The 18,910-nt window shown below is 63.2% G+C and carries 30 protein-coding genes; all 30 read right to left on the minus strand.

Annotation, left to right across the window (positions count from 1 at the left end):
- Nucleotides 1–62: 62 nt before the first annotated feature.
- Nucleotides 63–452 (minus strand): 30S ribosomal protein S11, encoded by a 390-nt coding sequence (rpsK, locus tag AABA84_RS04735; RefSeq protein ID WP_007603045.1) that lies wholly within the window; start codon nucleotides 450–452, stop codon nucleotides 63–65.
- Between the two features lie 123 nt (nucleotides 453–575).
- The gene (gene rpsM, locus AABA84_RS04740) at nucleotides 576–944 is read right to left on the minus strand and encodes a 30S ribosomal protein S13 (protein ID WP_008549231.1); all 369 of its coding nucleotides are present in this window, start codon (nucleotides 942–944) and stop codon (nucleotides 576–578) included.
- A gap of 187 nt (nucleotides 945–1,131) precedes the next feature.
- The gene (locus tag AABA84_RS04745; RefSeq protein WP_338306308.1) at nucleotides 1,132–2,010 is read right to left on the minus strand and encodes an adenylate kinase; all 879 of its coding nucleotides are present in this window, start codon (nucleotides 2,008–2,010) and stop codon (nucleotides 1,132–1,134) included.
- Entirely contained in the window at nucleotides 2,007–3,230 is a 1,224-nt protein-coding gene (locus AABA84_RS04750) for a preprotein translocase subunit SecY (protein WP_338311523.1), read from the minus strand. The genes AABA84_RS04745 and AABA84_RS04750 overlap by 4 nt, the downstream gene beginning before the upstream one ends.
- Nucleotides 3,227–4,558 carry a preprotein translocase subunit SecY gene (gene secY, locus AABA84_RS04755; RefSeq protein WP_028141002.1) on the minus strand — a complete coding sequence of 444 codons (1,332 nt, stop codon included), beginning with the start codon at nucleotides 4,556–4,558 and terminating at the stop codon, nucleotides 3,227–3,229. The genes AABA84_RS04750 and secY overlap by 4 nt, the downstream gene beginning before the upstream one ends.
- A 150-nt stretch (nucleotides 4,559–4,708) precedes the next feature.
- On the minus strand, nucleotides 4,709–5,194 hold the full coding sequence (gene rplO, locus AABA84_RS04760) for a 50S ribosomal protein L15 (protein ID WP_028141003.1): 486 nt from the start codon (nucleotides 5,192–5,194) through the stop codon (nucleotides 4,709–4,711).
- 15 nt (nucleotides 5,195–5,209) lie between these two features.
- Nucleotides 5,210–5,416, minus strand: coding sequence for a 50S ribosomal protein L30 (gene rpmD / locus AABA84_RS04765; RefSeq protein ID WP_212248998.1), 207 nt, complete (start codon nucleotides 5,414–5,416; stop codon nucleotides 5,210–5,212).
- A gap of 24 nt (nucleotides 5,417–5,440) precedes the next feature.
- Nucleotides 5,441–6,037, minus strand: coding sequence for a 30S ribosomal protein S5 (rpsE, locus tag AABA84_RS04770; RefSeq protein ID WP_018322271.1), 597 nt, complete (start codon nucleotides 6,035–6,037; stop codon nucleotides 5,441–5,443).
- A gap of 44 nt (nucleotides 6,038–6,081) precedes the next feature.
- Nucleotides 6,082–6,444, minus strand: a complete 363-nt coding sequence (rplR, locus tag AABA84_RS04775; protein ID WP_007603036.1) for a 50S ribosomal protein L18 — start codon at nucleotides 6,442–6,444, stop codon at nucleotides 6,082–6,084.
- Between the two features lie 11 nt (nucleotides 6,445–6,455).
- Nucleotides 6,456–6,989, minus strand: a complete 534-nt coding sequence (gene rplF / locus AABA84_RS04780; RefSeq protein WP_212248999.1) for a 50S ribosomal protein L6 — start codon at nucleotides 6,987–6,989, stop codon at nucleotides 6,456–6,458.
- A 16-nt stretch (nucleotides 6,990–7,005) separates the two neighbouring features.
- A complete protein-coding gene (rpsH, locus tag AABA84_RS04785; protein WP_027535303.1) occupies nucleotides 7,006–7,404 on the minus strand; it encodes a 30S ribosomal protein S8 in 399 nt (132 codons plus the stop codon).
- 14 nt (nucleotides 7,405–7,418) lie between these two features.
- Nucleotides 7,419–7,724: a 30S ribosomal protein S14 gene (gene rpsN / locus AABA84_RS04790; protein WP_212249000.1), complete on the minus strand. Its 306-nt coding sequence runs from the start codon at nucleotides 7,722–7,724 to the stop codon at nucleotides 7,419–7,421.
- Between the two features lie 46 nt (nucleotides 7,725–7,770).
- Complete coding sequence (rplE, locus tag AABA84_RS04795; RefSeq protein WP_018322267.1) at nucleotides 7,771–8,328, minus strand: 50S ribosomal protein L5; 558 nt, start codon at nucleotides 8,326–8,328, stop codon at nucleotides 7,771–7,773.
- Nucleotides 8,321–8,635, minus strand: coding sequence for a 50S ribosomal protein L24 (gene rplX, locus AABA84_RS04800; protein WP_007603031.1), 315 nt, complete (start codon nucleotides 8,633–8,635; stop codon nucleotides 8,321–8,323). The genes rplE and rplX overlap by 8 nt, the downstream gene beginning before the upstream one ends.
- Nucleotides 8,635–9,003, minus strand: a complete 369-nt coding sequence (rplN, locus tag AABA84_RS04805) for a 50S ribosomal protein L14 (protein ID WP_007603030.1) — start codon at nucleotides 9,001–9,003, stop codon at nucleotides 8,635–8,637. Before rplN ends, rplX begins: the two co-directional genes overlap by 1 nt.
- A gap of 83 nt (nucleotides 9,004–9,086) precedes the next feature.
- Nucleotides 9,087–9,335 carry a 30S ribosomal protein S17 gene (rpsQ, locus tag AABA84_RS04810; protein WP_007603028.1) on the minus strand — a complete coding sequence of 83 codons (249 nt, stop codon included), beginning with the start codon at nucleotides 9,333–9,335 and terminating at the stop codon, nucleotides 9,087–9,089.
- A 13-nt stretch (nucleotides 9,336–9,348) separates the two neighbouring features.
- On the minus strand, nucleotides 9,349–9,555 hold the full coding sequence (rpmC, locus tag AABA84_RS04815; RefSeq protein WP_026202715.1) for a 50S ribosomal protein L29: 207 nt from the start codon (nucleotides 9,553–9,555) through the stop codon (nucleotides 9,349–9,351).
- Nucleotides 9,556–9,560: 5 nt separating this feature from the next.
- Nucleotides 9,561–9,974 (minus strand): 50S ribosomal protein L16, encoded by a 414-nt coding sequence (rplP, locus tag AABA84_RS04820; protein ID WP_008136349.1) that lies wholly within the window; start codon nucleotides 9,972–9,974, stop codon nucleotides 9,561–9,563.
- A 30-nt stretch (nucleotides 9,975–10,004) separates the two neighbouring features.
- Nucleotides 10,005–10,730 carry a 30S ribosomal protein S3 gene (gene rpsC / locus AABA84_RS04825; RefSeq protein ID WP_212249001.1) on the minus strand — a complete coding sequence of 242 codons (726 nt, stop codon included), beginning with the start codon at nucleotides 10,728–10,730 and terminating at the stop codon, nucleotides 10,005–10,007.
- A 17-nt stretch (nucleotides 10,731–10,747) separates the two neighbouring features.
- Nucleotides 10,748–11,134: a 50S ribosomal protein L22 gene (gene rplV, locus AABA84_RS04830; RefSeq protein ID WP_008136353.1), complete on the minus strand. Its 387-nt coding sequence runs from the start codon at nucleotides 11,132–11,134 to the stop codon at nucleotides 10,748–10,750.
- A gap of 10 nt (nucleotides 11,135–11,144) precedes the next feature.
- Entirely contained in the window at nucleotides 11,145–11,423 is a 279-nt protein-coding gene (gene rpsS / locus AABA84_RS04835; RefSeq protein WP_008136357.1) for a 30S ribosomal protein S19, read from the minus strand.
- Nucleotides 11,424–11,435: 12 nt separating this feature from the next.
- Nucleotides 11,436–12,269 (minus strand): 50S ribosomal protein L2, encoded by an 834-nt coding sequence (rplB, locus tag AABA84_RS04840; RefSeq protein ID WP_091957434.1) that lies wholly within the window; start codon nucleotides 12,267–12,269, stop codon nucleotides 11,436–11,438.
- Between the two features lie 12 nt (nucleotides 12,270–12,281).
- Nucleotides 12,282–12,584 carry a 50S ribosomal protein L23 gene (locus tag AABA84_RS04845; RefSeq protein ID WP_063195096.1) on the minus strand — a complete coding sequence of 101 codons (303 nt, stop codon included), beginning with the start codon at nucleotides 12,582–12,584 and terminating at the stop codon, nucleotides 12,282–12,284.
- Nucleotides 12,581–13,201: a 50S ribosomal protein L4 gene (rplD, locus tag AABA84_RS04850; RefSeq protein WP_020508797.1), complete on the minus strand. Its 621-nt coding sequence runs from the start codon at nucleotides 13,199–13,201 to the stop codon at nucleotides 12,581–12,583. The genes AABA84_RS04845 and rplD overlap by 4 nt, the downstream gene beginning before the upstream one ends.
- A 1-nt stretch (nucleotide 13,202) precedes the next feature.
- Nucleotides 13,203–13,919, minus strand: coding sequence for a 50S ribosomal protein L3 (gene rplC, locus AABA84_RS04855; protein WP_018322262.1), 717 nt, complete (start codon nucleotides 13,917–13,919; stop codon nucleotides 13,203–13,205).
- A gap of 52 nt (nucleotides 13,920–13,971) precedes the next feature.
- Nucleotides 13,972–14,280: a 30S ribosomal protein S10 gene (gene rpsJ / locus AABA84_RS04860; RefSeq protein WP_002712302.1), complete on the minus strand. Its 309-nt coding sequence runs from the start codon at nucleotides 14,278–14,280 to the stop codon at nucleotides 13,972–13,974.
- An 83-nt stretch (nucleotides 14,281–14,363) separates the two neighbouring features.
- On the minus strand, nucleotides 14,364–15,554 hold the full coding sequence (tuf, locus tag AABA84_RS04865; protein ID WP_008136415.1) for an elongation factor Tu: 1,191 nt from the start codon (nucleotides 15,552–15,554) through the stop codon (nucleotides 14,364–14,366).
- A gap of 40 nt (nucleotides 15,555–15,594) precedes the next feature.
- Entirely contained in the window at nucleotides 15,595–17,667 is a 2,073-nt protein-coding gene (gene fusA / locus AABA84_RS04870) for an elongation factor G (RefSeq protein WP_038950207.1), read from the minus strand.
- Between the two features lie 30 nt (nucleotides 17,668–17,697).
- Nucleotides 17,698–18,168 (minus strand): 30S ribosomal protein S7, encoded by a 471-nt coding sequence (gene rpsG / locus AABA84_RS04875; protein ID WP_166342284.1) that lies wholly within the window; start codon nucleotides 18,166–18,168, stop codon nucleotides 17,698–17,700.
- Between the two features lie 15 nt (nucleotides 18,169–18,183).
- Nucleotides 18,184–18,555 carry a 30S ribosomal protein S12 gene (gene rpsL / locus AABA84_RS04880; RefSeq protein WP_007603006.1) on the minus strand — a complete coding sequence of 124 codons (372 nt, stop codon included), beginning with the start codon at nucleotides 18,553–18,555 and terminating at the stop codon, nucleotides 18,184–18,186.
- Nucleotides 18,556–18,910 lie beyond the last annotated feature (355 nt).

Here is an 18,910-nt window from a genome sequence, read left to right on the forward strand (position 1 = left end):
GGTCGCACCTGCGGCTTCTTACAAAAGTCATTGCGGGCGCCGATGCGCCCGCAACCTCTTAATCAAACGCGCCGACGCTTGCGGGGACGGCAACCGTTGTGCGGGATCGTGGTCACGTCACGGATCGAGGTCACGGTGAAGCCTGCGGCCTGAAGCGCGCGGAGCGCCGATTCGCGGCCCGAACCGGGACCTGCGACTTCGACTTCCAGCGTGCGCATGCCGTGCTCCTGGGCCTTCTTGGACACGTCCTCGGCGGCAACCTGCGCGGCGTACGGGGTCGACTTGCGCGAGCCCTTGAAGCCCATCGTGCCGGCGGAAGACCAGGCAATCGTGTTGCCCTGCGCGTCGGTGATGGTGATGGTCGTGTTGTTGAACGACGAGTTCACGTGCGCGACGCCGGAGGCGATGTTCTTGCGCTCACGACGACGAACGCGGGTGGCTTCCTTGCCCATAGATTACCTTTCCTGAAGATCTCAAACGCCGCCGTAATGCCAGCGGCTACACCTGTGGAACGAAAGGCGCGTGGCGAACGGGTCATCCCTGTTCGCCACACGCCGCGATTTGGATTCGAAAACTTACTTCTTCTTGCCGGCGATGGCCTTGGCCGGACCCTTGCGCGTGCGCGCATTGGTGTGGGTGCGCTGACCGCGCACCGGCAGGCCGCGACGATGACGCAGGCCGCGATAGCAGCCGAGGTCCATCAGACGCTTGATGTTGATGCCGACCTCACGACGCAGGTCGCCCTCGACGAGATAGTCGCGGTCGATCACTTCGCGGATCTGGAGCACTTCGGCGTCGCTCAGCTGATTGACGCGACGATCCACGGGGATCTTCACCTTCTCCAGGATCTCACCGGCGATCTTCTGGCCGATGCCGTGGATGTACTGGAGCGCGATCAGCACGCGCTTGTTGGTCGGGATGTTCACGCCGGCAATACGGGCCACGGCCTTCTCTCCTGTTGCCGATCCCTCGTCAGGAACCGGTCTTTAAGTGCTTGGTTTCTCGGGCAGGTGTTCACAAACGCGAACACGACGCCCACCCCTGGTCTTCCTGGGGCCCGGCATCGTTTGAAACTATCCGACTTGGATGCGGGGCTTATTAGGGGATTCAGGGGGCTTTCGTCAACCGCTGCTAGCGCTTAGCTCGCTTTTTCGTGACCTTTTTTGCGGCCTTTTTGGCACCCTTCTTGACAGCCCTCTTGGCGGTCGTTTTGGCTGCCTTTCTGGCCGCTTTCCTGGTCGCCTTCTTCGCACCTTTGACGGCTTTCTTAACGGCTTTCCTGGCCGCCTGTTTGGCGGTCTTGGCCGATTTGGCGGCCTTTTTGGCTGCTTTCGCCGGTTTTTTGGCCGTTTTCTTCGCCGCCTTGGTCTTTTTAGCCGGCGCAGCCTTGGCCGCGCTCTTGGTATGGGTCTTGGGTTCGACCGCCCCCAGCGCCAGGAGCTGGCGGTGGATGGCGCGGGTGACCTCGTCGATGGCCATCATGCCGTCGATGGTCGAGAGCTTGCGCCGCTCGGAATAATAGTGAATCAGCGGTTCCGTCTGGTTGCGGTAATTGGCTAACCGCTTGGCCAGGACCTCCGGGGTGTCGTCGAGTCGGACCTCCTCCCCGCGCTCACGCATCTGGGCGACGCGGGTCTCGACACGGTTCAGGAGCGCGCTCTCGTTGACGCGGAGCTCGATCACGGCGTCGAGCTTGAGGTGCTTGTGCTTGAGCAGCTCGTCCAGCGCCTCGGCCTGCGGCACGGTGCGCGGGAAACCGTCGAGGATGAAGCCGTTGCGGGCATCCGGCTGGTCGATCCGATCGGAGATGATTCCGACCACGACCTCGTCGGGCACGAGAGCACCGCTGGCCATGATCTCCTTGGCCTTCAGCCCGACCGGCGTACCGGCCGCGACCGCGGCACGCAGCATCTCGCCGGTCGAGAGCTGGACGATGCCATAGCGTTGCACCAGCAACTGCGCCTGGGTCCCCTTGCCCGACCCCGGCGGTCCCAGAAGTATAATTCTCATCGGCGTACGCCCCCCGGATTGGTGAGCGATACGTCGCGCACCTGTGTTTTGATATCAAGAGCGGTGCAAACCACAACCAGCGCCCCACCGCCATTGATCATCATACTATAAGGCAGCCCGATCCCGTAAAGCTCGAAGACCTCCGGAATCAACTGCAACACAGTCAGGTAGACGGCTCCGACGACTGTCGTCAATGACACGACGCGGTCGAGATAGTTGGCGGTCGCCTCGCCCGGCGCGACACCGGGAATCGTGCCGTCGCGCGCGGCCAGGGATTTGGCCGCGTGCTCGGGATCGACGACGTAGGCGGTGTAGATGAAGGCCAGCACAAAGATCGCAACCGATCCAAGGACTGAATGGGCCAGCATGCCAAACCCAAGTTGCCGGTAGGCGGCTGCGACCCACGGCGTATCGGCACCAAAGATGTAGGCCAAACCAGCCACCGGCAGAAACAGGATCCACGGCGCCACGGTGGCCGGCACCAGAAAACCTGCGCTGTTGATCTTGATCGGGAGAACCGCTGCTCGCGCGGGCAGCAGGCGATCTCCAAGTCTGCCTCCAAGTCTGCGCTCGGCGAACTCGACACGGACATTGCGTCGCGCACCTTCGACGAAGACGATCAGGGCGACGACCCCGATCCAGACCAGCGCGTGGAACAGCACTACACTGCCGGATACCTGGCCGTCCTGCAGAAGGCGTGCGATGCCGGCGATGTCGACCGGGACATGAACGAGAATATTGACGCTGAGCAGCAGCGCCAGACCATTGCCGATGCCGTGGCGGGTGATCTGTTCGCTGAGCCAGACCAGGACGAACACGCCACCCACGATCGAGGCCGTGGCCGCGAGCACGGGCCATGCGTCGGGATCGGGGACCAGCGCCGGAATTGTCCGGATGGTCGAGGCGTAGCCGTAGGCCTGGAAGGTGGTGAAGACCAGGGTCACGATCAGCGTGTAGCCGGAGATCCTGCGCCGGCCGCGCTCGCCCGACCTCTCGAGTGAGCTCAAGCGCCGCGATACCAGCGAGACAAGCCGGACCACGATCGCGGCCGTCAGATAGGGAAGGATACCGAGCGCGAAGATCGAAAAGCGAACCACATGTTCGCCTGAGAACGACGGGCTCGGCGCCCCCATCCCGACGAACGGGACCTGGGTGCCAAGCCTGAAAAGGAGCAGCGCGCCAATCGTGAAAGCGATCCGGCGCGCGAGCTCCCTGCTCATCTACGGCGGCCGCGCAGCTTCGACTTGCGGATCAGGCCTTCATACTGATGCGCCAGCAGATAGCCCTGTACCTGCGCCACCGTATCCATGGTGACGCTGACCACGATCAGCAGCGAGGTACCGCCGAAGTAGAACGGCACCGAGGCGTAGGAGATCAGGATTTCCGGGATCAAGCAGACGATCGCCAGATAGACCGCGCCGAGCACAGTGATGCGCGAGAGCACGTAGTCAATGTATTCCGCGGTGCGTTCGCCGGGACGGATGCCCGGAATGAAGCCGCCGTGCTTCTTCAGATTGTCCGCGGTCTCGGTCGGGTTGAACACGATCGCGGTGTAGAAGAAGGCGAAGAACACGATCAGCGCCAGATACATGATCAGGAACAGCGGACGGCCATGGCCGAGCTGGGTGGTGATCCACTGGAACCATTCCGGCCCACTGCCCGCGTTGAAGTTCGCCACCGTGGTCGGCAGCAGCAGCAGCGAGGACGCGAAGATCGGCGGGATCACGCCGGAGGTGTTGAGCTTGAGCGGCAGATGCGAGGACTGGCCCTCGAACATCTTGTTGCCGACCTGGCGCTTCGGATACTGGATCAGGAGGCGACGCTGCGCGCGCTCCATGAACACGATGAAGGCAATCACGGCGACCGCCATGATGATGACGACCAGGATCAGGCCGGTCGACATCGCGCCCTGACGGCCGAGCTCGAGCATGTTGGCGAGCGCGGCGGGCAGCTCGGCGACGATGCCGGCGAGAATGATCAGCGAGATGCCGTTGCCGATGCCGCGCGAGGTGATCTGCTCGCCCAGCCACATCAGGAACATGGTGCCGCCGGTCAGCGTGATCGCCGTGGACAGGCGGAAGAACAGGCCGGGGTCGCTGACGACGTTGCCGGCGCCCTCGAGGCCCACCGCAATGCCGTAGGACTGGAACGCGGCCAGGATCACGGTGAGATAGCGGGTGTACTGGTTCAGCAGCTTGCGGCCGGACTCGCCTTCCTTCTTCAGCGCCTCGAGTTGCGGCGAGACGGTGGTGAGGAGCTGGATGATGATCGAGGCCGAGATATACGGCATGATGTTCAGTGCGAAGATCGCCATGCGGTGGATGCCGCCGCCGGCGAACATGTTGAACATGCCGAGGATGCCACCCGCCTGGGAACGGAACACCTGCTCCCAGATATTGGGATCGATGCCGGGGAGCGGGATGTAGGTCCCGAGCCGATAAACGAGCAGCGCCCCCAGGGTGAACCAGATGCGCTTCTTCAGTTCGTCAGCCTTGGCAAACGCACCGAAATTAAGATTGGCTGCCAGTTGTTCCGCTGCAGAGGCCATCTTGGACTTTCTCCCGCCGCCTATTGCGCCGTCATGCCCGCGGCCGGGCTACATTATACCGGACACCGGACATTATCTGGGGCTCGGCTTCGATAAGTCCACGTCCCGCACGCGTAAAGGCCCGCGAGCCGCGGGCCAATGACGCAGTTGTTACGCCGCCTCGCCTTCTTCCTTGGCAGGGGCGAGGATCTTCACCGAGCCGCCGGCCTTCTCGACCGCGGCGATCGCGGTCTTGGTGGCGCCGTGGACTTCGATGTTGAGCTTGGACTTGAGCTCGCCGCGGCCGAGCAGCCGCAGGCCACCCTTAGGCCGGCGCAGCACGCCGCCCTTCACCAAGGCCTCGACGTTCACGACGCTGCCGGCGTCGATCTTCTTGGCATCGACCGCTTCCTGGAGCCGGTCGAGATTGATCTCGGCGAACTCGACGCGGAAGATGTTGTTGAAGCCGCGCTTGGGCAGACGGCGATGCATCGGCATCTGGCCGCCTTCGAAACCCTTGATGCGCACGCCCGAACGCGCGGTCTGACCCTTGCCGCCGCGGCCGGACTGCTTGCCCTTGCCCGAACCGATGCCACGGCCGACGCGCATACGCTTCTTGCGCGAGCCGGCGTTGTCGGCGATATCGCTGAGCTTCATCGCCCTTCTCCTTATTTACTTCTCGTCGACGATGCGGACGAGATGGTGAACCTTCTCGATCATGCCGCGGACAGCCGGAGTATCCGGCAGTTCGCTGGTGCGGCCGATCTTGTTGAGCTTGAGCCCGATCAGCGTCGAGCGCTGCGAGTGATGGCGGCGGATCGCGCTGCCCGTCTGCTCGAGCTTGATCGTCTTTGCGGTCGTAACGGCACTCTTGGCCATGGGAGTCTACTCCGAAAGCTTCCGTTAGTCGGCAGCCGCCTCGGCATCGCCACCGATACGGCGCGACTGCAGAGTGGACACCTTGATGTTGCGGCGGGCTGCGACCGAACGCGGCGAATCCTGATGCTTCAGTGCGTCGAAGGTCGCGCGAACCATGTTGTAGGGGTTCGACGAGCCGATCGACTTGGCGACCACGTCCTGGACGCCGAGCGTCTCGAACACGGCGCGCATCGGGCCGCCGGCGATGATGCCGGTACCGGCCGGAGCTGCACGCAGGTAGACACGGCCCGCGCCATGACGGCCGGCGATGTCGTGATGGAGCGTGCGGCCCTCGCGCAGCGAGACGCGGGTCAGATTGCGCTTGGCGGACTCGGTGGCCTTGCGGATCGCCTCCGGCACTTCGCGCGCCTTGCCGTGACCGAAGCCGGCGCGGCCCTTCTGGTCGCCGATCACGACCAGGGCTGCAAAACCGAAGCGCTTGCCGCCCTTGACGACCTTGGCCACGCGGTTGATGTGGACGAGCTTGTCGACGAACTCGCTGTCGCGCTCCTCGCGCTCCCTGCGTTCACGTCCGCCGCCGCCGCGTTGATCGCGTCCACCACGTTGTTCGCGTTCTGCCATTTTTCCAATCCTTCAGAGGCTTGCGCCTCAATCCTCAAATTCTGTTAGAAGCTCAGCCCGCTCTCACGCGCTGCATCGGCAAGAGCCTTGACGCGCCCGTGATAGAGGTAGCTGCCGCGATCGAACACGACTTCCTTGACGCCCTTCTCGGCGGCGCGCTCGGCCAGCAGCTTGCCGACCGCCTTCGCCGCATCGATGTCGGCGCCGGTCTTGCCGCCGTCGCGCATCGACTTCTCGAGCGAGGAGGCAGAGGCCAGCGTCTCGCCCTTCAGGTCGTCGATGACCTGGGCGTAGATGTGCTTGGACGAGCGGAACACCGACAGGCGCGGACGGCCGCCACCGGAGCGGCGCAGCTTCAGCCGTACACTGCGCTTGCGCCGGGCATTCGTAACCTTGGCTTTCGACATGACCGGCTCCGTTACTTCTTCTTGCCTTCCTTGCGGAAGATGAATTCGCCAACATACTTCACGCCCTTGCCCTTGTAGGGCTCCGGCGGACGATAGGAGCGAATCTCGGCGGCGACCTGGCCGACGCGCTGGATGTCGCTGCCGGTTACCGTGATCTCGGTCGGCTTCGGCACCGTGATCGTGATCCCTTCCGGGATCGCATAGACCACGTCGTGGCTGTACCCGAGCGCGAGCTGCAGGTTCTTGCCCTGCATCGCGGCGCGGTAACCGACGCCGGTGATCTCGAGCTTCTTCTCGAAGCCCTTGGTAACGCCTTCGACCAGATTCGCGACCTGGGCGCGAGCGGTACCGTACAGCGCCCGCGCGCGGTTGGTCTCGACCCGCGGGTTCACCTTGACCTGGCCGTTCTCGAGCTTCACCTCGACGTCGTCATGGACGACGAACTGAAGCTGGCCCTTCGGCCCCTTCATCTTGACGATCTGCCCATCGACGGTCGCGGTCACACCCGACGGAACCGGAACAGGCCTTTTGCCAACTCGTGACATGGATCAAAAATCCTTCTCAGAACACCGTGAAGAGAACTTCACCGCCCACGTTCGCTTCACGCGCACTGTGGTCGGCCATGATTCCCTTCGGCGTCGACAACACCGAAATGCCGAGCCCGTTGTTGACCCGCGGCAGGTTCTTCACCGAGGCGTAAACGCGACGCCCGGGCTTGGAGACACGTTCGATCTCGCGGATGACGGGCTCGCCGTCGAAATATTTCAGCTCGATCTCGATCTCGCTGCGGCCCGAGGAATGCTCGAGCGTGGCGTAACCGCGGATGTAGCCCTCGGACTTCAGCACTTCGAGGACGTTCTCGCGCATCTTCGAACCAGGCGTGGAGACCTTGCTCTTGGCGCGCATCTGCGCGTTGCGGATACGGGTGATCAGATCGCTGATTGGATCGTGCGTAGACATCTAAACGACCCTCCTTACCAGCTGGACTTCACGAGGCCCGGGACCATGCCCTTGGAGCCAAGTTCGCGCAGCGCGATGCGGGACAGCTTGTTCTTGCGGTAGTTCGAGCGCGGACGACCCGACAGCTCGCAACGCAGGCGGATGCGGGTTGCCGACGAGTTGCGCGGCATTTCCGCCAGCTTCAGGGTGGCGGCGAACCGCTCCTCCATCGGCAGCGTCTTGTCGGCGATGATCGCCTTCAACCGCTCGCGCTTGGGGGCGGCGTTCTTCACCATCCGCTTGCGCCGGTTGTTCTTCTCGATTGAACTCTTCTTTGCCATGCTTGGCTCCTGGGTATCCGCGTTTGAGAGGCTTTAGGTCAGCGTCTCACTGCCGGAACGGGAAATTGAAAGCGGTCAACAAGGCCCTCGCCTCTTCGTCGGTCTTGGCCGTGGTGCAGACGGTGATGTCCATGCCGCGGGCTTCCGTGACCTTGTCGAAGTCGATCTCGGGGAAAATGATGTGCTCCTTGATGCCGAGCGAGTAGTTGCCGCGGCCGTCGAAGCTCTTCGGGTTCAGGCCGCGGAAGTCGCGGACGCGCGGCAGCGCGACCGTCACCAGGCGATCGATGAACTCATACATGTGGGCCTTGCGCAGCGTGACCTTGCAGCCGATCGGCTGGTTTTCACGCAGCTTGAAGGTCGCGATCGCGATACGCGAATAGGTCACGATCGCCTTCTGGCCGGCGATCTGGGTCAGCTCGGCAGCGGCGGTCTCGGCCTTCTTGCGGTCGTTGACGGAATCGCCAACGCCCATGTTCAGCACGACCTTGTCCAGGCGCGGAACCTGCATGACGTTCTCATAACCGAACTTCTCGGTCATGGCCGTGCGGATCTTCGCGTCGTATTCCGCGCGCAGGCGCGGCGTGTAAGCGGCCTCAGCCATCGATCTCAGCTCCCGAGCTCTTGGCGATGCGGACCTTCTTGCCGTCCGCCAGAATCTTGAATCCGACGCGGGTCGGCTTTCCATCCTTGCCGACATACGCGATGTTGGACAGTTGGATCGGCGACTCCTTCGAGATGATGCCGCCCTCCTGGGCCTGCGTCTGCTTCTGGTGACGCTTGACCATGTTGATGCCGCGCACCAGCGCCGTGCCGGCGTCGGGACGCACTTCGAACACTTCGCCGGTGCGGCCCTTGTCGCGGCCGGTCAGCACGACGACCTTGTCGCCCTTGCGGATCTTGGCAGCCATCACAGCACCTCCGGCGCGAGCGAGATGATCTTCATGTGGTTCTTCGCGCGCAGCTCGCGCGGCACGGGCCCGAAGATACGGGTGCCGACCGGCTCGGACTGGTTGTTGATCAGGACGGCGGCGTTGCGGTCGAAGCGGATGACCGAACCGTCGGCGCGGCGGATGTCCTTGCGGACGCGCACCACGACGGCCTTCATCACGTCGCCCTTCTTCACCTTGCCACGCGGAATTGCTTCCTTGATCGAAACGACGATGATGTCGCCGATCGTGGCGTAGCGGCGCTTGGAGCCCCCGAGCACCTTGATACACATGACACGGCGTGCGCCAGAATTGTCGGCCACGTCGAGGTTGGTCTGCATCTGAATCATTGATGCACCTCGTCCTCTTCTCTTTGCGCCAGCCCAGCCGGCGCTCAACATTTCCCTGAAGTCAGTCGGCTAAAGCCGACAGATCAGGCGCTTTTCTTGTGTTCGCCCCGGATCACGACCCAGCGCTTCAACTTCGAAATCGGCTTCGATTCCTCGATCCACACCATGTCGCCCGGCTTGAACTCGTTGCTCTCGTCGTGCGCGTGGTAGTTCTTCGAACGGCGGATCGTCTTCTTGTAGATCGGGTGCGTGAAGCGGCGATCAACGCGCACCACGATGGTCTTGGCTTGCTTGTCGCTGACGACCACGCCCTGCAAAGTACGTTTCGGCATCTTCGTAAGCCTCTTACTTCTTCTTCGCGCGCGTCTGCGCGGCGACGGTCTTGATCCGGGCGATGTCACGGCGGGCCTCGCGCAGGCGCGAGGTGTTCTCGAGCTGCCCGGTGGCGCGCTGGAAGCGCAGGTTGAAGCGCTCCTTCTTCAGGTTCAGGACGGCGTCGTCCTGCTGGTCGGGGCTCATCGCGCGGATGTCTTCGATCTTCATCTGGGCCATGGCCATTACTCCGCAATGCGCTCGACGAAGCGCGTCTTGATCGGCAGCTTGGCGGCCGCCAGGGTCAGCGCCTCACGCGCCGTCTGGGTGTTGACGCCGTCGATCTCGAACAGCACCCGGCCCGGCTTGACGCGGGCGACCCACAATTCCGGCGAACCCTTGCCGGAGCCCATGCGGACTTCGGCCGGCTTCTTCGACACCGGAACGTCGGGGAACACGCGGATCCAGACGCGGCCGGCGCGCTTCATGTGGCGGGTCAGCGCGCGGCGAGCGGCTTCGATCTGGCGCGCGGTGACGCGCTCAGGCTCGGTCGCCTTCAGGCCGAACTGGCCGAACGCCAACGTCGCGCCCGAAGACGCAACGCCGTGGATGCGGCCCTTATGCGCCTTCCGGAACTTCGTTTTCTTAGGTTGCATCATGGCTTTAAGCCCTCAAATTCCTGTGCGGCTTTAGGCTACAGCCGTATCGCGGCGCTGACGGCCACCACGATCACCACTGCCACCCGTCTCGCCTTCGGCCATTCTCTTGTCCTGGGCCATCGGATCGTGCTCGAGGATCTCACCCTTGAAGATCCAGACCTTGACGCCGCAGGTGCCGAAGGTCGTGAACGCGGTCGCAACGCCGTAGTCGATGTCGGCGCGCAGCGTGTGCAGCGGCACGCGACCTTCGCGGTACCACTCCATGCGCGCGATTTCCGCACCGCCCAGACGTCCCGAGCAGTTGATGCGGATGCCTTCCGCGCCCAGACGCATCGCCGACTGAACGGCGCGCTTCATGGCACGGCGGAACGCCACGCGGCGCTCGAGCTGCTGCGCGATCGACTCGGCCACCAGCGTCGCATCGAGCTCCGGCTTGCGGATTTCGACGATGTTGATGACGACGTCGGACGAAGTGATGTCCGCGACCTTCTTGCGCAGCTTGTCGATGTCGGCGCCCTTCTTGCCGATCACCACGCCCGGACGAGCCGAGTGGATGGTGACGCGGCACTTCTTGTGCGGACGCTCGATCACGATGCGGGCGACGGCCGCCTGCTTGAGCTCCTTGTGCAGGATCTCACGGATCTTGACGTCTTCGTGCAGCAGCTTGCCGTATTCCTGCTTGCCGGCGAACCAGCGGGAATCCCAGGTACGGTTGATGCCGAGACGCAGACCGATCGGATTGATCTTTTGACCCATCGTGTTCTCCTGCGCCTTTAGGCGGCTGCTTCGGCTTCGACCTGACGAACGATGATCGTCAGCTGCGAAAACGGTTTGTAGACACGGCCCGAGCGGCCACGGCCGCGGGCTGCGAAGCGCTTCATCACGAGGCCATTGCCGACGAAGGCCTGCGCCACGACGAGATCGTCGACGTCGAGATCGTGGTTGTTCTCGGCATTGGCGATAGCCGATTCCAGGCACTTCTTCACGTCGACCGCGATCCGCTTGCGCGAAAACTGCAGATCGGCGAGCGCAGCAGCTGCCTTCCGGCCGCGAATGAGCTGGGCGACCAGGTTGAGCTTCTGCGGGCTCACCCGCAGCATCCGGGCGACCGCCTTGGCCTCGTTTTCGGCGAGGCTCCGTTCGCGCTTAGGTTTGCTCATCGTTTAATCCTCAAGCCTTCTTGGCTTTCTTGTCGCCGGAGTGGCCATGGAAGGTCCGGGTCGGCGAGAACTCGCCGAACTTGTGACCGACCATTTCCTCGTTGACGGCCACCGGCACGTGCTTCTGACCGTTGTAGACGCCGAAGGTCAGGCCGACGAACTGCGGCAGGATCGTCGAGCGACGGCTCCAGATCTTGATGACGTCGTGACGGCCGGACGCACGGGCGGCATCTGCCTTCTTGAGCAGAGAACCCTCGACGAACGGGCCTTTCCAGACTGAACGAACCATGTCCGGCGTTCCTTACTTCTTCCGCTTGTGGCGGCTTAGGAGAATGAATTTGTTGGTCGACTTGTTGGTGCGGGTCTTCTTGCCCTTGGTCGGCTTGCCCCACGGGGTGACCGGGTGGCGACCGCCCGAGGTACGACCTTCACCACCGCCGTGCGGATGGTCGATCGGGTTCATCGAAACACCGCGGTTGTGCGGCTTGCGGCCCAGCCAACGGTTGCGGCCGGCCTTGCCGATCGAGGTGTTCATGTGATCCGGGTTCGACACCGCGCCGATCGTGCCGCGGCAACGGCCGTGCACCAGGCGCTGCTCGCCCGAGTTCAGGCGGATGATCACGTAGTCCTGGTCACGGCCGACGAGCTGGGCATAGGTGCCCGCGGAACGGGCGAGCTGGCCGCCCTTCCCGATCTTGAGCTCGATGTTGTGGATGATCGTGCCGACCGGCATGTTACCGAGCGGCATGACGTTGCCCGGCTTCACGTCGACATAGTTGCCGGCGATGATGGTGTCACCCACGGCGAGGCGCTGCGGCGCCAGGATGTAGGCCTGCTCGCCGTCCTGATACTTGATCAGCGCGATGAAGCCGCTGCGGTTCGGATCGTATTCCAGCCGCTCGACGGTCGCGGGAACGTCGATCTTCTCACGCTTGAAATCGACGGTGCGCAGCGTCCGCTTGTGACCACCGCCGCGGAAGCGCACGGTGATGCGACCGGTGCTGTTGCGGCCGCCCGAGGAGTGCTTGCCCTCGGTCAGCGCCTTGACCGGCTTGCCCTTGTAGAGGGCCGAACGATCGACCATGACCAGCTGGCGCTGGCCCGGCGTCGTGGGATTGAATGTCTTCAGTGCCATCGTCGTGCGACCTTACAGACCGGTGGTCACGTCGATCCGGTGACCCTCTTCGAGAGTCACGATCGCGCGCTTGGAGTTCGACTGCGAGCCGAGATTGCCGCGGAAGATCTTGGTCTTGCCCTTGCGGACCAGCGTGTTGACGCTCTTGACCTTGACGTCGAACAGCTTCTCGATCGCTTCCTTGATCTGCGGCTTCGTCGCCTTGGCGGCGACCTTGAACAGCACCTTGTTGTGCTCCGAGGCGATCGTCGCCTTTTCGGTCACGACCGGCGACAGGATCACGTCGTAGTGGCGAGCCTCGATGTTCTTCGTCATTTGAAGCGCGCCTCCAGCGCATCGATGGCGGCCTTGGTCAGAACGAGCTTCTGACGGCGCAGGATGTCGTAGACGTTGATGCCCTGGATCGGCAGCACGTCCATGTTCGGGATGTTGCGGGCCGCAGCGGCGAAGCCGTTGTTGAGCTCGGCGCCGTCGATGATCAGCGCGTTGGTCAGACCCAGACCCGAGAAGTGACCGAGCAGCGCCTTGGTCTTGGCGGCTTCCAGCGCGGCCTTCTCGATCACGACGAGATCGCCGTCCTTGGCCTTGGCCGAGAGCGCATGCTTCAGCGCCAGCGCGCGGACCTTCTTCGGCAGGTCGGTGGCGTGCGAACGCACCACCGGACCGAAGGCACGGCCGCCGCCACGGAACTGCGGCACGCGGGCCGAGCCGTGACGAGCACCACCGGTGCCCTTCTGCTTGTACATCTTCTTGCCGGTGCGCCAGATCTCGGCGCGACCCTTGGCCTTGTGCGTGCCGGCCTGACGCTTGTTGAGCTGCCACTGCACGCAACGCGCAATGATGTCCTGGCGCGGCTCGAGGCCGAAAATGGTGTCGGAGAGCTGGACCGAGCCGGCTTCCTTACCTTCGAGGGTGGTGACCTTCAATTCCATCTCACGCACCCTCTTGCTGGGCCGCAGCCTCGGCTTCGCCACCGGCAACCTTGAACTTGCCGGGCTTCGGAGCTTCCTTCGGCAGCGGCTTCTTGACGGCGTCGCGCACGCGGATCCAGCCGCCCTTGGAGCCGGGAACGGCGCCTTCGACGAGGATCAGGCCACGCTCGACATCGAGCTGAACGACGCGAAGGTTGAGCGTGGTGATGCGGTCGACACCCATGTGGCCGGGCATCTTCTTGTTCTTCCAGGTCTTGCCGGGGTCCTGACGGCCACCGGTCGAACCGATCGAGCGGTGCGAGACCGAGACGCCGTGGGTGGCGCGCAGACCGCCGAAGTTCCAGCGCTTCATGCCGCCGGCGAAGCCCTTACCGACCGAGGTGCCGGTGACGTCGACGAACTGGCCGACGACGAAGTGGTCGGCGAGGATCTCGGCGCCGACCGGGATCATGGCATCCGCGGTGACGCGGAATTCCTCGACCCGGCGCTTCGGCTCGACCTTGGCGACCGCGAACTGGCCGCGCTCCGCCTTGGGCATGTAAACGGTCTTGCGGGCACCAGAACCAAGCTGGAGCGCGACGTAACCGTTCTTCTCTTCGGTACGGTGGCCCACGACCTGGCAATTGCCGAGCTTCAGCACGGTCACGGGGATATGTTCGCCGGCCTCTGTAAAGACCCGCGTCATCCCGACCTTTTGTGCGATCACTCCGGAGCGCATCGGCTTGCTTCCTGTTCTTTCTGTCCGCTTGCGCGAACGGGATCCAAAAATCTTAGAGCTTGATCTCGACGTCGACACCGGCGGCCAGGTCGAGCTTCATCAAAGCATCGACGGTCTGCGGGGTCGGATCGACGATATCGAGCAAGCGCTTGTGAGTGCGCATCTCGAACTGCTCGCGGCTCTTCTTGTCGACGTGGGGCGAACGGTTGACGGTGAACTTCTCGATGCGGGTGGGCAGCGGAATGGGTCCGCGGACCTGCGCGCCGGTGCGCTTCGCCGTGTTCACGATCTCGCGGGTCGACGTATCGAGGATACGATGGTCGAACGCCTTGAGACGGATACGAATGTTTTGGCCGTTCATTGCCGTGGTCTCTCTTCAGTGGGGTGGCGAATAGCGAATAGCGAATGTCACCATTCGCTACTCGCCGATCCCTATTCTCGTAATTACTCGATGATCGAGGCGACGACGCCGGCGCCGACGGTGCGGCCACCTTCGCGGATCGCGAAGCGGAGCTTCTCTTCCATCGCGATCGGCACGATCAGGTGCACTTCCATCGCGATGTTGTCGCCCGGCATCACCATCTCGGTGCCTTCCGGCAGGTGCACGACACCGGTCACGTCGGTGGTGCGGAAGTAGAACTGCGGACGGTAGTTGGTGAAGAACGGGGTATGGCGGCCGCCCTCTTCCTTGGTGAGGATGTAAGCCTCAGCCTTGAACTTGGTGTGCGGCTTGACCGAACCCGGCTTGCACAGCACCTGGCCGCGCTCGACGTCTTCGCGCTTGGTGCCGCGGAGCAGCGCACCGATGTTGTCGCCGGCCTGGCCCTGATCGAGCAGCTTGCGGAACATTTCGACGCCGGTGACGGTGGTCTTCTGGGTCGCACGGAGACCGACGATCTCGATTTCCTCGCCGACCTTGACGATGCCGCGCTCGACACGACCGGTCACGACAGTGCCGCGGCCCGAGATCGAGAACACGTCTTCAACCGGCATCAGGAACGGCTGGTCGATCGGACGCTCCGGCTGCGGGATGTACTCGTCGACGTTCTTCATCAGCTCGAGGATGGCGTCGTGGCCGAGCTTCTTGTCGGAATCTTCGAGAGCGGCGAGCGCCGAGCCCTTGATGATCGGGATCTTGTCGCCCGGGAAGTCGTACTTCGAGAGCAGCTCGCGGACTTCGAGCTCGACGAGCTCAAGCAGTTCCGGATCGTCGACCATGTCGCACTTGTTGAGGAACACGACGAGCGCGGGCACGCCGACCTGGCGGGCGAGCAGGATGTGCTCGCGGGTCTGCGGCATCGGGCCGTCAGCGGCCGACACGACCAGGATCGCACCGTCCATCTGGGCGGCGCCGGTGATCATGTTCTTGACGTAGTCGGCGTGGCCGGGGCAGTCGACGTGGGCGTAGTGGCGGTTCGGCGTCTCGTACTCGACGTGCGCGGTCGAGATCGTGATGCCGCGCGCCTTCTCTTCCGGCGCCTTGTCGATCTGGTCGTACGCGGTGAACGTCGCACCGCCGGCTTCGGCGAGAACCTTGGTGATCGCCGCGGTCAGCGACGTCTTGCCATGGTCGACGTGACCGATGGTGCCGATGTTGCAGTGCGGCTTGTTACGTTCAAACTTTGCTTTGGCCATTTGACTCTCCGTTCAATCGTCAGTTCGTGACCGACGACAATCAGGCAAACTTCTTCTGGACTTCTGCCGACACGTTGGCCGGCGCTTCTGCGTAGTGGTCGAACTGCATGGTGAAGGTTGCGCGACCCTGGCTCATCGAGCGCAGGTTATTCACGTAACCGAACATGTTCATGAGCGGCACCATCGCATTGATGACGTTGGCGTTGCCGCGCATGTCCTGACCCTGGATCTGACCGCGCCGCGAATTCAGGTCGCCAATGACCGAGCCGGTGTAGTCTTCCGGGGTCACCACTTCGACCTTCATGATCGGCTCGAGCAGGACGGACTTGCCCTTCTGCAAGGCTTCGCGGAATGCCGCGCGCGATGCGATTTCGAAGGCCAGCGCCGACGAGTCGACGTCGTGATACTTGCCGTCGACGAGCTGAACCTTGACGTCGACCACGGGGAAGCCCGCGACGACACCAGAGCTCATCACGCTGTTGAGGCCCTTTTCCACGCCGGGGATGTATTCCTTCGGAACCGCACCACCGACGATCTTGGACTCGAACTCATAGCCCTTGCCGGGCTCGTTCGGCTCGACCACGATCGACACTTCCGCGAACTGACCGGTACCGCCGGTCTGCTTCTTGTGGGTGTACTTGACCTCGGCCTTCTTGGTGACGCGCTCACGGAACGCAACCTGGGGCGCGCCGATGTTGGCGTCGACCTTGTAGGTACGCCTGAGGATGTCGACCTTGATGTCGAGATGGAGTTCGCCCATGCCCTTGAGGATGGTCTGGCCGGACTCCTGGTCGGTCGACACGCGGAAGGACGGATCCTCCGCAGCGAGCTTGGCCAGCGCCACGCCCAGCTTTTCCTGGTCGGCCTTGGACTTCGGCTCGATCGCGATCTCGATGACCGGCTCGGGGAATTCCATCTTCTCGAGGATCACCTGCTTGTCGGGATCGCACAGCGTGTCACCGGTGCGCGCTTCCTTCAGGCCGGCCAGCGCGACGATGTCGCCGGCATAGGCTTCCTTGATGTCTTCGCGGTTGTTCGCATGCATCAAGAGCATGCGCCCGATGCGCTCCTTCTTCTCGCGGGTCGAGTTCACGACGCCGGTGCCGCTCTGCAGAACGCCGGAGTAGATGCGGCAGAAGGTGATGGTGCCGACGAACGGGTCGTCCATGATCTTGAACGCGAGCAGCGCGAGCGGCTCCTTGTCGTCCGCCTTGCGCACGACTTCGTTGCCGCGATCGTCGGTACCCTTGATCGCGGGCACGTCGATCGGCGACGGCAGATAGTCGACGACGGCGTCGAGCAGCGGCTGAACGCCCTTGTTCTTGAAGGCCGAGCCGCACAGCACGGGATAGAACGCGCCGGTCAGGACCGCTTTGCGGATCAGCCGCTTCAGCGTCTCTTCGTCCGGCTCCTTGCCGTCGAGATAGGCTGCCATGGCGTCGTCGTCGAGCTCGACGGCGGCTTCCACCATCTTCTCGCGGTATTCCTTGGCCTGCTCGACCAGATCTTCCGGGATGTCGACATAGTCGAACTTCGCGCCGAGCGATTCATCGTTCCAGATGATGCCCTGCATCTTCACGAGGTCGACGAGACCCTTGAAGTTGTTCTCGGCACCGATCGGAAGCTGGATCGCGATCGGCTTGGCGCCGAGGCGGTCGACGATGTCGGCCAAACACTTGAAGAAATCGGCGCCGGTCTTGTCCATCTTGTTGGCGAAGACGATGCGCGGAACCTTGTACTTGTCGCCCTGGCGCCAGACGGTCTCGGTCTGGGGCTCGACGCCCTGGTTCGAGTCGAGCACGCAGACGGCGCCGTCGAGCACGCGCAGCGAACGCTCGACTTCGATGGTGAAGTCGACGTGGCCGGGGGTGTCGATGATGTTCAGGCGCTTGCCGGCCCAGAACGCGGTGGTCGCAGCCGAGGTGATCGTGATGCCACGCTCCTGCTCCTGCTCCATCCAGTCCATCGTCGCAGCACCTTCGTGCACTTCGCCGATCTTGTGGCTCTTGCCGGTGTAATAGAGGATGCGCTCGGTGGTCGTGGTCTTGCCGGCATCGATATGCGCCATGATACCGAAGTTGCGGTAATTCTCTATGGCATGAACGCGGGGCATGAGGTGTTCCTTAGATTCCGTGTGTCGCCGTTACCAGCGATAGTGCGAGAAGGCGCGGTTGGCTTCCGCCATCCGGTGCACGTCTTCACGCTTCTTGACGGCGTTGCCACGGTTGTTCGACGCGTCCAGGAGCTCAGCCGAGAGCCGCTCGGTCATGGTCTTCTCGTTGCGGTCGCGCGCAGCCGAGATCAGCCAGCGGATGCCCAGCGCCTGACGGCGGGTCGAACGAACTTCGACCGGAACCTGGTAGGTCGCGCCGCCGACGCGGCGGGAGCGCACTTCGATCGTCGGCATGACGTTCTCGAGTGCCTGCTCGAACACGCCGAGCGGGCTCTGCTTGGTCTTGGCTTCGATGATACCGAACGCACCGTAGACGATGCCTTCGGCGACCGACTTCTTGCCGGCGTACATCACCGAGTTCATGAACTTCGTGACGATGATGTTCCCGAACTTCGGATCGGGAAGGACTTCGCGCTTTTCCGCTGAGTGGCGACGAGACATGGACCTGGTTCCCGCTTACTTCGGACGCTTCGCGCCGTACTTCGAACGACGCTGCTTACGGTTCTTGACGCCCTGGGTATCCAGAACGCCGCGGAGGATGTGGTAGCGCACGCCGGGCAAATCCTTGACGCGACCGCCGCGGATCATGACCACCGAGTGCTCCTGGAGGTTATGGCCCTCACCGGGGATGTAGCCGATCACCTCGAAGCCGTTGGTCAGGCGCACCTTGGCGACCTTACGAAGCGCCGAGTTCGGCTTCTTCGGGGTCGTGGTGTAGACGCGGGTGCAAACACCACGCTTCTGCGGCGACTGCTGCAGCGCCGGCACCTTCTTGCGCGACTTCTGCACTTCACGCGGTTGAGCGATCAGCTGGTTGATCGTCGGCATCCTGGCCTTACCCTTTGTTCTGTCGCAGACCCTTCCGGATCCGCTGTCTTGCCGCAGCCCGCTGCCGGGACTGCAAATTCTTTCGAGCTACCCGCCCGACGAGGCCGCCTTCCGCGGAACAATCCGCACAAAGCGAAATCGCGCCAACCGCCCCATCAACGGGCGGAAAGCGCTTCGACGCCACAGAGGACCGCAGTATTGAGGCCGGCAGCATAAAGCCGCGGCCCGCGCACTGAGGTCATGCATCCGAATTCGATCTCAAGAGAACAAGCTCAAGAGAACTAGAATCGCACTGGCATTGCCTAGCTATGATCGACAGCGTCTGAGCGGCATTCGTCGAGGTTGGTGCCCGCCT

This window comes from Bradyrhizobium sp. TM239, from assembly GCF_036247985.1.
Lineage (GTDB): Bacteria > Pseudomonadota > Alphaproteobacteria > Rhizobiales > Xanthobacteraceae > Bradyrhizobium > Bradyrhizobium ottawaense.

What these genes read in the sequence shown, in the direction of transcription:
- rplN (WP_007603030.1), bottom strand. Translation starts at nt 9,003, where the DNA reads ATGATTCAGATGCAGACCAACCTCGACGTGGCCGACAATTCTGGCGCA.
- rpmC (WP_026202715.1), bottom strand. Translation starts at nt 9,555, where the DNA reads ATGGCCCAGATGAAGATCGAAGACATCCGCGCGATGAGCCCCGACCAG.
- AABA84_RS04745 (WP_338306308.1), bottom strand. Translation starts at nt 2,010, where the DNA reads ATGAGAATTATACTTCTGGGACCGCCGGGGTCGGGCAAGGGGACCCAG.
- fusA (WP_038950207.1), bottom strand. Translation starts at nt 17,667, where the DNA reads ATGCCCCGCGTTCATGCCATAGAGAATTACCGCAACTTCGGTATCATG.
- rpsG (WP_166342284.1), bottom strand. Translation starts at nt 18,168, where the DNA reads ATGTCTCGTCGCCACTCAGCGGAAAAGCGCGAAGTCCTTCCCGATCCG.
- rplC (WP_018322262.1), bottom strand. Translation starts at nt 13,919, where the DNA reads ATGCGCTCCGGAGTGATCGCACAAAAGGTCGGGATGACGCGGGTCTTT.
- rpsS (WP_008136357.1), bottom strand. Translation starts at nt 11,423, where the DNA reads ATGGTTCGTTCAGTCTGGAAAGGCCCGTTCGTCGAGGGTTCTCTGCTC.
- rplF (WP_212248999.1), bottom strand. Translation starts at nt 6,989, where the DNA reads ATGTCACGAGTTGGCAAAAGGCCTGTTCCGGTTCCGTCGGGTGTGACC.
- rpsQ (WP_007603028.1), bottom strand. Translation starts at nt 9,335, where the DNA reads ATGCCGAAACGTACTTTGCAGGGCGTGGTCGTCAGCGACAAGCAAGCC.
- tuf (WP_008136415.1), bottom strand. Translation starts at nt 15,554, where the DNA reads ATGGCCAAAGCAAAGTTTGAACGTAACAAGCCGCACTGCAACATCGGC.
- rplR (WP_007603036.1), bottom strand. Translation starts at nt 6,444, where the DNA reads ATGTCGAAAGCCAAGGTTACGAATGCCCGGCGCAAGCGCAGTGTACGG.
- rpsL (WP_007603006.1), bottom strand. Translation starts at nt 18,555, where the DNA reads ATGCCGACGATCAACCAGCTGATCGCTCAACCGCGTGAAGTGCAGAAG.
- rpsC (WP_212249001.1), bottom strand. Translation starts at nt 10,730, where the DNA reads ATGGGTCAAAAGATCAATCCGATCGGTCTGCGTCTCGGCATCAACCGT.
- rplV (WP_008136353.1), bottom strand. Translation starts at nt 11,134, where the DNA reads ATGAGCAAACCTAAGCGCGAACGGAGCCTCGCCGAAAACGAGGCCAAG.
- rpsH (WP_027535303.1), bottom strand. Translation starts at nt 7,404, where the DNA reads ATGTCTACGCACGATCCAATCAGCGATCTGATCACCCGTATCCGCAAC.
- rpsK (WP_007603045.1), bottom strand. Translation starts at nt 452, where the DNA reads ATGGGCAAGGAAGCCACCCGCGTTCGTCGTCGTGAGCGCAAGAACATC.
- rplX (WP_007603031.1), bottom strand. Translation starts at nt 8,635, where the DNA reads ATGGCTGCCAAGATCCGCAAGGGCGACAAGGTCGTCGTGCTGACCGGC.
- rplB (WP_091957434.1), bottom strand. Translation starts at nt 12,269, where the DNA reads ATGGCACTGAAGACATTCAATCCCACGACGCCGGGCCAGCGCCAGCTG.
- rplO (WP_028141003.1), bottom strand. Translation starts at nt 5,194, where the DNA reads ATGAAGCTCAGCGATATCGCCGACAACGCCGGCTCGCGCAAGAAGCGT.
- AABA84_RS04750 (WP_338311523.1), bottom strand. Translation starts at nt 3,230, where the DNA reads ATGAGCAGGGAGCTCGCGCGCCGGATCGCTTTCACGATTGGCGCGCTG.
- rpsE (WP_018322271.1), bottom strand. Translation starts at nt 6,037, where the DNA reads ATGGCAGAACGCGAACAACGTGGTGGACGCGATCAACGCGGCGGCGGC.
- secY (WP_028141002.1), bottom strand. Translation starts at nt 4,558, where the DNA reads ATGGCCTCTGCAGCGGAACAACTGGCAGCCAATCTTAATTTCGGTGCG.
- rplD (WP_020508797.1), bottom strand. Translation starts at nt 13,201, where the DNA reads ATGGAATTGAAGGTCACCACCCTCGAAGGTAAGGAAGCCGGCTCGGTC.
- rpsJ (WP_002712302.1), bottom strand. Translation starts at nt 14,280, where the DNA reads ATGAACGGCCAAAACATTCGTATCCGTCTCAAGGCGTTCGACCATCGT.
- rpmD (WP_212248998.1), bottom strand. Translation starts at nt 5,416, where the DNA reads ATGGCCAAGAGTGCCGTTACGACCGCAAAGACGATCAAGCTCGAGCAG.
- rplE (WP_018322267.1), bottom strand. Translation starts at nt 8,328, where the DNA reads ATGGCTGAGGCCGCTTACACGCCGCGCCTGCGCGCGGAATACGACGCG.
- AABA84_RS04845 (WP_063195096.1), bottom strand. Translation starts at nt 12,584, where the DNA reads ATGACGAAGAACATCGAGGCTCGCCACTACGACGTGATCCTGTCGCCG.
- rplP (WP_008136349.1), bottom strand. Translation starts at nt 9,974, where the DNA reads ATGATGCAACCTAAGAAAACGAAGTTCCGGAAGGCGCATAAGGGCCGC.
- rpsN (WP_212249000.1), bottom strand. Translation starts at nt 7,724, where the DNA reads ATGGCAAAGAAGAGTTCAATCGAGAAGAACAACCGGCGCAAGCGGATG.